This is a genomic window from Pseudoalteromonas sp. TB25, from assembly GCF_000497995.1.
Taxonomy (GTDB): Bacteria; Pseudomonadota; Gammaproteobacteria; order Enterobacterales; family Alteromonadaceae; genus Pseudoalteromonas; species Pseudoalteromonas distincta.
The window spans coordinates 1-10,072 of sequence record NZ_AUTI01000383.1 but is presented as its reverse complement, the minus strand read 5'-3'; the positions used below and the strand labels follow the sequence as shown (position 1 = coordinate 10,072).

Here is a 10,072-nt window from a genome sequence, read left to right as displayed (position 1 = left end):
ATGTTGTTTTTGGTGGTAAGGCTGTCTGATGGCGTAACCGATATTATTATGGGTATGATTGCCGACAGAACGCAGTCGCGCTTTGGTAAATTTCGCCCGTGGATACTCTACTCGGCACCGTTTTTGGGCTTGTTTATGGTGTTGTGTTTTACTACACCCGACTTTAGCACCACCAATAAACTTATTTATGCTTACGTAACTTACATAGGTTTAACGCTTGCTTACACCGTAAGTAACGTGCCCTACTCGGCACTTATGGGCGTAATGACACCAGACGATACAGAGCGCACAAAGCTCTCTGGTTTTAGGTTTGCAGGTGCGTTTACGGGTGGCTTATTGGTTATGGGTTTTTTACCTGAGCTAGTGGCATTTTTTGGTGGCGGCGACAACGCCAAAGGCTATCAGCTTACTATGTACTTATTTGCCAGCTTACTTATTATTTTAATGATTATAACGTTTGCGACCACCAAAGAGCGTGTAACACCGCATGCCTCAAATGAAGGGAATTTAAAATCAGAGTTGTTTGATTTAACCAAAAGCCTGCCATTTATAATCCTACCTTTGCTTGCTACCACCCTGTTTTTTTATTACCGCGATTTATACAGCGGCGTATTTTTTGCCCTTGTTATGGCTGCAATGACATTCGTTATTAAAAAATTACTCAATAAAGATAAACAAAGCTTAACGGGATCACAGCGCGACATGGTTGATCTTCTGACCAACAAACCTTGGTTGGTGTTACTCGGCATTGGTTTTTTAACCATGATGTTTAATGGCATAAAATACGGTGTAATTGCGTACTACTTTAAGTATCACGTAGCCAATGAACTCATGGCTGGNCTGGGCAATACTTTATTGCTTTGTTGGTTGTATCTATATTTGGCGCACTTGCCACAGGTAAACTGGCCGAAATTATGGGTAAACGAAACCTATTTATTGCTTCATTAATGCTAAGCGGCATACTCACTACTGCATTTTACTGGGTACCTAGTGATAACCTTATTGCTGTATTTACCTTTGGTTGCGCTGCTGAATTTTTTGCCGCGATGATGCCAACATTATTTTTTAGTATGCTTGGTGATTCAGCCGATTATTCAGAGTGGAAAAACAAACGCCGCGCTACAGGCCTTATTTATTCTGCGGGTACATTTGTGCAAAAAACCGGTGGTGGTTTTGCCGGTGCATTAGTATTGGTGGTACTTGCAGGCTACGGCTATAACGGTATGGATGAGCTAACAATTACACAAGCCCTACCTGGTATGCAGTTACTTATGAGCTGGATACCTGCCGCATTTGCTTTTTTAGGCGCCGCATTGATGCTTATTTATCCGCTAACCTCAGCGATGACGCAAAAAATAACAGAAGACTTAGCAATTAGACGCAGTAATGTGTAAATTAACTTTTAATGACCCTTCGCACTTTATATTTTTTATAAAGTGCGAGTAAAAATACATATAAGCTAGGACATCAATGGCGACAATTTATCAAGTATCAGAAATGGCAGGTGTGTCTTTATCAACTGTTTCAAGGGTACTTAACGACAACGACTACGTAAGCAAAAAAACTAAAAAAAAGGTATTAGAAGCAATGAAAGAGCTAGGCTATCAGCCAAGTTCTATTGCTCGCTCTTTGGCGTCTAGCACTACAAACAGCGTCGGTATTTTAGTTTCTGAGTTGGATGGTCCGTTTTTTGGTCAAATGATGTCAGCCATTGAAGAGCACCTTCGTATTGCGGGTAAACACGTTATTATTACCCCTGGGCACAGTGACGAGAAAAAAGAAAAAAGCGGCTTTGAGTTTTTAATAGGCCGTAATTGCGACGCTATTATTGCCCACGTAGAAGCGGTATCAAACGAGTACCTAATTGAGTTAAGTAAAGGCAAAACCCCTATTTACTTAATGAGCCGCTACGTTAAAGAAATTGAAGAAAACTGCATTAGCCTCGACAACGTAATGGGCGGCTACTTAGCCACTAAAGCCATGATCAACAAAGGCCATAAAAACATTGCGTACATAGCAGGCCCGCAGTTTAAAGAAGACGCGTCAAATCGTTTAAAAGGCCACAAAAAAGCCCTCGCAGAATACAACCTAACCTTTGACGAAAACTTATTTTACATAGGCGACTTTAAAGAAACCGGCGGCAGCGACGGCTTAAGGCATTTTATTCAAAATAAAGCGCAAATAACCGCCCTTGTATGTGCCAATGACGAAATGGCATCGGGTGCTATGAAATACGCCCGCGAACACGGTTTTAACCTGCCAAAAGATTTAGCCATTATTGGGTTCGATAACGTAATTTTTACCAATTATCTCTACCCAACACTGACTACTATAGATAACCCAGTTCCCGAAATGGGCCGAGCTGCGGCTAACTTAGTGCTTAAAGACATTTACAAAAAAAGCGGCATAACAGTAAAGCACGTGTTTCAGCCAAAGCTTATTTTAAGAGACTCTACACCGGATATTAATTAACTTTAAATCTAAGTTATGTAACTCATTACGTACCCACTGCGTATCTAAATATTGCTCTACGTATTGCTCTACGTATTGCTCTACGTGCTGCTGCGAAAACTTTAAAAAGTGACGTGCAGCATGCGATATGTGCCTATCTGCTTGCATTACAAAAAACTCTATTCAGACATAAATGCTCACAAATATAAAACAATATCTACATAAAAACACTACAATAAAAAGCATAATAGATCCGATAATTTACCAAAAAGATCGTTTTAAATTTATTTATATTATTTAATAAAATATCACTTTACTTATTTTTAATTTGGCTCTAAATTCGCGCAAATTTTATTATTAAAGTAACCTCTCAAACTTTAAAACAGTGGTTATTTACCTTGATGAGTCGATAAACACACATGGCCGAATCAGCCGCCACAAGCACCTCTAATAACCCTTTAGCACCCGTTATCGGGCTGTCATTTTTTGCTATCGCATCCGGCTTTTTAATGAGCCTTATTCCGCTGTCGTTACCCGCATTTAAACTCGATGAAAACCTAGCGCCTTGGCTTGCGAGCATTTTTTACTTTGGCTTACTTATTGGCGCCACCACAATAGAGCGCATTGTGGTAAAAACGGGTCATCGCTTCGCATTTATATTATTTTTAAGCCTATTAATAGCAAGCGTGCTTGCACAACTTGCACTGCCAAATACCGTTAACTGGTTAATTGCACGATTTGTAGCTGGTGTTGCTGTTGCCGGTGTGTTTGTCGTTGTTGAGTCTTGGTTATTAATGACCAACACAGCAAAGTCGCGTGCTAAACGTTTGGGTTTATACATGACCTCACTTTATGGGGGCAGCGCGGTTGGTCAACTTGCTATAGGGCCGCTTGGCACCGAAGGTTCAACGCCTTATTTATTTGTAGCCTCGTTATTATTTTTAGCTATTTTAGCCCCTTTATTAATAACCAAAGGTCAGCCCGAAAAACAGCACCTTGAAAAACTACCACTAAAAGAAATAAAAACATTAAGCCACCCAGCTATGCTCGGATGCTTAGCATCGGGCTTATTACTGGGCCCTATTTACGGCTTAATGCCGGTGTATATTGCAGCACAAGCTGATCAAGCTCAGTACACAGGAACACTTATGGCGGTTATTATCTTAGGCGGCATGGTCGTGCAGCCGCTTGTGAGTTACTTATCTACTCGGCTTGAAAAAAGCTTATTAATGGGTATGTTTTGTTTAGTAGGCGCAGCCGGTGCTGTGGGTATACTACAAGCAAACACTTTAGCAGGATTAATAGTAAGCTACTTAATACTAGGCGCATGCAGCTTTGCACTTTACCCGATTGCTATAACACTTGCGTGCGACTCATTACCAATGGCAAAAATAGTATCTGCAACTGAGGTAATGCTTTTGAGTTACAGTATTGGGTCGGTATTTGGCCCTATGCTTGCTGCAAATTTATCTGATGCACCCAACGGTATTGTGTTTTATTTAGCAGGCTGTTTAATCACTACCTGTATTTATATGTTTATTAAAAGCATTAAAAATATTCGCGCGGGTAAAACCCCAGTTGCAGGCTAATTTTTAGCTTAAATACACGCTTGCTTATTAACTAATTCTAGCTGTTAAACATCTTGATTTAACAGCTAAAACTATTATTTAGCAGTGAGTTTTTTATGTGGGCTCAAAAAAAACATCTTTTTCCACCCTTGGTTTTGCGTTGTAAAAAGCCACGGCATGGGCACTAACGATAAAATAGAATAATGCACATGAGGCTGTTTTCCTGCGGCATTTCCGGTATCGCCCAGTAAGCCAATTTGACTGTTTATGCTTACTACATCACCTGTACTTACCGAGTAGTTATTTAAATGTGCAAAATAATGCACGCGCCATTTAGGCCCAAGCACCGCAACCACCTTACCACCACGAGTTAACTCACCTGCAAATATAACAATACCGCTTGTTGAGGCAACTACGGGAGTATTTTTTGTGCCAAAAATATCAATTCCTTTGTGCACACCCGACCTACCCCAAGGCTCGTACCAAAACGTGTTATGGTTCCAATCTTTACTTGTGGCACCTTGTACCGGAATCATTATTTTTTCGGGAATTAGTAAGCCTATAATTAGTAAAGTAGCTATTCCAATTGAAATCCACTTAAGTACTTTCACTTTTCTATCCTTGATATTTAAATAACTTATACTGGTAAATTATTAGCCATAATAACTGAACTCATCATGAGTCGTATTTATGGTTTTATTTATGAAGTTTTATTTGAATGAAATACCCGACTAACATGTACTAAGCTGATCAATTTCAAAACAGGTTTTATAAGTAATTGAGCACTGCCCGCTATAAACAACCATGTGCCACTTTCTATTAGTGAGTCATTTAAAAAGAAAAAACTGCCAATTAAAAACCACACAGCAATCAAAAAATCGTTAAACGCTCCCAGCGCTTCATATCGTCGCTGGATGGTAATATGCTCTTGTCCTAAATCTAAAATAAACTGATTACTGGGGTCCATAAGTACTGCTCACTCTTTTATTTAATAATTTAAAAAGCTTGTTTTCACAAGCTAAGCCGCACCATACAATAACAAAATTTACGCAATAAAAAACGCTGGCCAATGCGAATCAGCCAACGTTTTTATTGTTTGTGCAATACTTAACTAATCGTTTATTTTTTCTCTTTTTCTAAACGCTTTTTAAGACTTAATGCAGCATCGGCGGCTAATAAACGCATAAATTCAGAGCCATTACTTTGCTCGCCTTGGCCTGCGCCTATTACAATTTCAGGCACTAAACGGCTATTACCTAGGCTTGTAAATAAAGCGGTTTGAATTTTAACTTCTGCTTTTAGCGTTTCATCAAATACATACTTTGGATCAAGTGCAGCAGACTTAGCTCTTAAACGAGCCTCAGCTAAAACGTCCATACCTAATGCTTCTAAACGTTGTTGCTTTAGAATCTCTTCTTGCTCTTTCGCAAGCTCCGCTTTTACAGCCACTCGTTGCTGCGCAGAAATAATGGCATTTGCCTTAATTCGTTCAGCATCAATTTGCTCTTTTATTTTTAGCTTTTCAGATTCAGCACGTTGCTTAGCAATTGCTTGTTCACCTAAAGCCACTTCAGTACGCGCTTGTTGCTCTGCTTTTTTAAGGTTTTGACGCGCTAGCGCTTCATCAGCAGCAGCCTGCTTTTGGGCTTCAAGGCGAGCATTTACTTTGCTTTCGTAGTCAATATCAATAATGCTGGCATCAACTACTGTAATACCGTAAGCGCCTAAAATGGGTGCGTTACGCAGTGTATTACCCTCATCATCCATTTTAATATTAATAGTGACACGTTGCTGTTTACTTAAATTACCTAAGTCGTCAGATTTATCGCGCTCACCTGTACTAATAATTTGCTCAGTAACAAAAATACCGTTGGTTAATTGATCTGCAAAATCTTGGCTTAATTGACCATTACCACCAGAGTAATGTTGCTCTACCGACATCATTCGCGCCGACGCTTTTACATTTTCGGTGGTTGCACGCATTAATAAATTAGATATTAATGTTTCTTGTGAACCAAACTCTTCGTGTATTTTAAGTAAACCACGTAGAGCACCCGACTCTGCTGCTGGTACATTGCCTGGTAATCTAAAACGAGAGACACCTCGTGCGCCACCTGTTGTGGTATCTAAAAATCGAATTGGTATTAGCGGTACAATTGCGCTTGCTGTTGCACCGGCATCGCCCGTAAAGTTAATCGAAATTACTTTTTTATAAGCAGATGTACTACCAAACGCTTTTAAGTAAGGGCCGGCTTGATTTATTACGGTTAAGTTACCTGTAAAAGCCGATTGATGTACTAAACGCTCATCTGCTTCATTCCACGAAACAACTTGCGATGTAAGGGTTGCTATCACTACCAATACAACAACAATTGATGACACTATAATTACATTACGACGACCAAATCGACTCATAAATGAGTCACTTTTTACTGCTGGGACTGCTTTTTCGCTATCCATTTTTATTACTCTCCATGTTTAATTTCTTTTTAACAAAGTAAATAATTTCCTGTTCACTCAAATGTGCGCAAAAGCTACCAGAGCGATGTAACTCAACAAATGTTGCAAGGATTTCTTCTTTACCTTTAGCTGTTTTATCTTGGTTTTCTTGTGTTTGATTTTTTTCTGTTAGTTGAGTGATTAGTTCATCAACTATCGTGTCTTTATCAAACAGTACGTTGTATTCCTTGGATTTTCTTACCCGACTTTTATGTACGTTGCTGTAAATTACATAAAGTGCAACGCATAAAATAATAACAAGTAAACTTAACCCTATAATATAAAAAATCATAAGCTCTACTTAAATTAGTTTAAATACTTAATGAGCAATAACAATTGTAAGCATTGCTTAACAAATGTTAACCCAGTAATTTTACAGTAAACCCGAGTAAAAAACAGATTAAAAATAAAGTTCATCAGGTATACAGTTATAAGCGCACATAAAAGTAAGCTTTTTCAAACAAAAAATGCCAGTCAGTTATTAACTGACTGGCACTAAGCTAATATTCATTAAAGTGCTTTTTACATTATTCGCATGGCCCCCAATCAACACCGTTTTCACCGCATTCATACAGCATTGTTCCATCTTCTCGGCGAGTCTCTCTAAACCATTGCCCTTCAATTGTTTTTATAATACGTACGTTGTCTGTGGTTTTGTATTTACGCCAAAAGCTAGCATCAATAGATGTTTCGTCATCAAACTTATAAGGCATAGCAGCGAGTACGGTCACTAAATCTTGAGTTTCTAAGTCAGTAGCTTTGTCTTTAACATTTACCCAATCAGATAATGTTTGAAAGTCGGCATTTTCTTCTCTAAAGGCAAAGTCAATTTGGTAAAACGATCCTGACTCAGTATAGCTAATGCTAAAACCTCGCTCGAACGGTGTATCTAAATTAGCACTAACGCATTCATCTGCTGTTGGGAAGTTAACCGATGGGCTAGTATTAGTAACGCCATAAAGCACATTGCTTTGCTCAAAACTAACGTTCTCAATGCTAGAGCATCGGTAAGTACGATCGGCGTTAATGTAAACATCGTCTCTAACTGTTAATTTTCCATTTAACGATTCTTCGCCCCAAGGCGTATCTATTGAATCCAATCGAGACAAAATAACGTCAATTTTGTCGAGTTCGTCTGTATTTTGAAGCTTTACTTGCTCATAAATAAGTTCAGCGCCTGCAAAAATAACTTTGTCGCGGTACCATGCATTTTCAAACCCATACTCTGCATCTTTTGCTGTGTCTTGATAAATCACTGCTCTTACTTCTTCTGCATCAGGATACTGAGCATCTAGCTCTTGCTTGAATTTATAGGCGGCTTTTAACCCCTTAACAATTGCTTGTGCTCTGTCGTAAGCGTCGCTGTCGTTAGTAGCGATAAAATCTGAATAAATTTGTTCCGTCGACAAATTATAATGCGCAACCAAGTTTTGCATAACATTTGTTATTTCGCTTTGAAGGTTTGCCAGTAGCTCAGTATTTTCTTTAAGTGCATCACAACTTAAATTATTGTTACCAATTTTTTGTAATTGAAGGCTCAACTGTTCCCAAATAACGGTTGTTAAAGGGGATATATTTCGAATATCTTCATCAGTCAGAGCCTCAATTGAGGGTGGAAATGACATTTGATACGCTTGTGTTACCTCTCCTAAATCCTCGTCAATTGCGCCGACAGGTACATCAACGTACATAGTTGAATACGGCACACACAGCGCCTGCTCTTCTGTAAAATTAAAACTATAATTACCCGATTCTTCAGAGACTACAGAAGGTTCTGATTGCTCGTCAAAAGTACCATCGCCATCAATATCCAGCCATACTATTGCACCAGATACATAACCATCAATAACCTTTCCTGTAAGAGAGATAGTGTTAACTTCTACGGGCTCTACTTTCACGGGATCTGGCTTAGCTACAACTGGCTCTACAACGGCCGCTTTATCACCGCCACCACATCCAACAAGGCCTAGCGTAAACGCTAATGAAATAGCTAACTGACTTTTTTTAAAAAACATACAAAGACTTCCTTTTTTGCACTTTAATTATTATTAAAAATCATATTGTTATAAATTAAATAAGTTACTTTAATACAAAATAAGTAATGCCAATCTGCTTATATATGGGTTCTAGTTAACGTTAAGAAATTACGCTAGAACGAGGCAAAAATTTTTGTATCTAGTTGTTCTAAATAAAATTTTAACGACGTTATAGTGCAATTTAATTTGTTAAGTTACTCAAAGATTTATGCAGGTTGGTATAAATTTAAACAACAGAAATTTATTGAATTTTTATGGGGGGATGGCAACAAGTTAACATGCCCTGTACCTATATAGTGACACAGCATGTTATATTTAGCTCTTACATTTGTTAATTAAATATAACAAATGCCAGCTATTCTTAACTAATATGGACTACAGGCACCTAGAGTAAAGGGCTCAAGTGATGACCGAGTTTTGTAAACGAATGTATATTATACATAGGTTGGTTTAGAGCCCTTCGAAAACTCTAAACCAATTATATAAGTAAACCATTAGCATTTTTGATTCGCTCTTAAAATTAAAAAGCCACCTAATTAAGGTGGCTTATGTTTATTGCATTGTGTTTCTAAAGTGCCTGAGTATCGTTTTCTTCGCGTTTATAAATATAGGTTTGTTGGGTTTTAAAGCCAAAACCAATTGGTTCAGCGCCATTTACTAGCTTAACTTTTCCACCTTCAACATTTAAATTTGGCCCAAGTATTTCAATAGCTTTTATCGGCTTATCAGAACCTTTAACCCCAGGGCCTATTAAATAAAACTGACTAACTTGCGTTACATCCGTTGCATCATCCCAATCGCACTTACCATCCGCATCATTATCTGCACACGACGGGCCTTCCCCAAAAAATAGTTTCGGTGTATCAGGTACATCATTACTTGTTGCAAATTTCACATCGTCATAAACCTTCGTTCCATAATGCAAATGAAAGGCGTAAAGCGAACCACCACCACCCGTTAACGAACATTGGTTTTGTGTTGATGATGAAGATGCAGGCGTAAAGGAAGTAAAGTAAGCAACCCCACCAACGACCGTTGCTGCAGCAAGGGACTTTTCGCCTGTCCCTAATTCGTATCGCCACCCTTTAAATTCGGCTAACTTAACTTCAAGGTTAACAAATTTATCAACGTCATCAAGTGCATTACCAAATGGGTCTTCATTCATTTTCATTAAATCATCTGGCATTATTGGGGCTGGAAATTCAGTAAATATTTTTGTTAGGGTGTTTTCATCACGGATCATATACAGCTGATCTTGCTCATTAGTAGCAAGTGGGTTTGAACGATTTCCGCTACCTATAACTATTGCGTCGTACGGGGTATCTAAACGGGTGGTGATCATTTCACCACCATAATTGGTTTTAGTAACTTTACTAAACAGCGTTCTAGCAACTAATGGTTTGTAAAAAAAACGTCTGTCTTGCGACGCTAATGTACTGCCAAGTTCCGCAAGTTTAAAATGGGTAATATCACCTTCATCTTCACTAGGAATATCTACTCGCCAAATATTACCGCCAG

At 38.6% G+C, this 10,072-nt stretch carries 7 protein-coding genes and 3 pseudogenes; 3 read left to right on the top strand and 7 right to left on the bottom strand.

Annotated features, from left to right (window positions below; all coding sequences use genetic code 11):
* Together L652_RS01000000124005 and L652_RS0116655 are read left to right on the top strand one after the other, a co-directional pair.
* Positions 1-1,394: pseudogene (locus L652_RS01000000124005) on the top strand (MFS transporter); the annotation flags it as partial.
* A 76-nt stretch (positions 1,395-1,470) separates the two neighbouring features.
* Positions 1,471-2,472, top strand: a complete 1,002-nt coding sequence (locus tag L652_RS0116655) for a LacI family DNA-binding transcriptional regulator (protein WP_002961833.1) — start codon at positions 1,471-1,473, stop codon at positions 2,470-2,472.
* Here L652_RS0116655 and L652_RS1000000124620 read toward each other — a convergent pair.
* Positions 2,443-2,628 (bottom strand): annotated as a pseudogene (locus tag L652_RS1000000124620) (hypothetical protein); the annotation flags it as partial. The gene L652_RS0116655 and the pseudogene L652_RS1000000124620 overlap by 30 nt on opposite strands.
* A gap of 242 nt (positions 2,629-2,870) precedes the next feature.
* On the opposite strand from L652_RS1000000124620, the gene L652_RS0116645 reads away from it, so the two are divergent.
* On the top strand, positions 2,871-4,040 hold the full coding sequence (locus L652_RS0116645) for an MFS transporter (RefSeq protein WP_024595215.1): 1,170 nt from the start codon (positions 2,871-2,873) through the stop codon (positions 4,038-4,040).
* A gap of 74 nt (positions 4,041-4,114) precedes the next feature.
* Here the strand turns inward: L652_RS0116645 and L652_RS0116640 are convergent, their stop codons facing one another.
* The 6 genes and pseudogenes from L652_RS0116640 to L652_RS0116615 all read right to left on the bottom strand — a co-directional run.
* The gene (locus tag L652_RS0116640; RefSeq protein ID WP_024595216.1) at positions 4,115-4,630 is read right to left on the bottom strand and encodes a M23 family metallopeptidase; all 516 of its coding nucleotides are present in this window, start codon (positions 4,628-4,630) and stop codon (positions 4,115-4,117) included.
* An 89-nt stretch (positions 4,631-4,719) separates the two neighbouring features.
* Complete coding sequence (locus L652_RS0116635) at positions 4,720-4,986, bottom strand: YrhK family protein (RefSeq protein ID WP_002961829.1); 267 nt, start codon at positions 4,984-4,986, stop codon at positions 4,720-4,722.
* A 152-nt stretch (positions 4,987-5,138) separates the two neighbouring features.
* The gene (locus tag L652_RS0116630) at positions 5,139-6,479 is read right to left on the bottom strand and encodes an SPFH domain-containing protein (RefSeq protein ID WP_002961828.1); all 1,341 of its coding nucleotides are present in this window, start codon (positions 6,477-6,479) and stop codon (positions 5,139-5,141) included.
* Positions 6,472-6,810 carry a hypothetical protein gene (locus L652_RS0116625; protein ID WP_024595217.1) on the bottom strand — a complete coding sequence of 113 codons (339 nt, stop codon included), beginning with the start codon at positions 6,808-6,810 and terminating at the stop codon, positions 6,472-6,474. The genes L652_RS0116630 and L652_RS0116625 overlap by 8 nt, the downstream gene beginning before the upstream one ends.
* Before the next feature lie 235 nt (positions 6,811-7,045).
* Positions 7,046-8,533, bottom strand: a complete 1,488-nt coding sequence (locus tag L652_RS0116620; RefSeq protein ID WP_024595218.1) for a hypothetical protein — start codon at positions 8,531-8,533, stop codon at positions 7,046-7,048.
* Between the two features lie 589 nt (positions 8,534-9,122).
* Positions 9,123-10,072 (bottom strand): annotated as a pseudogene (locus tag L652_RS0116615) (pilin biogenesis protein); the annotation flags it as partial.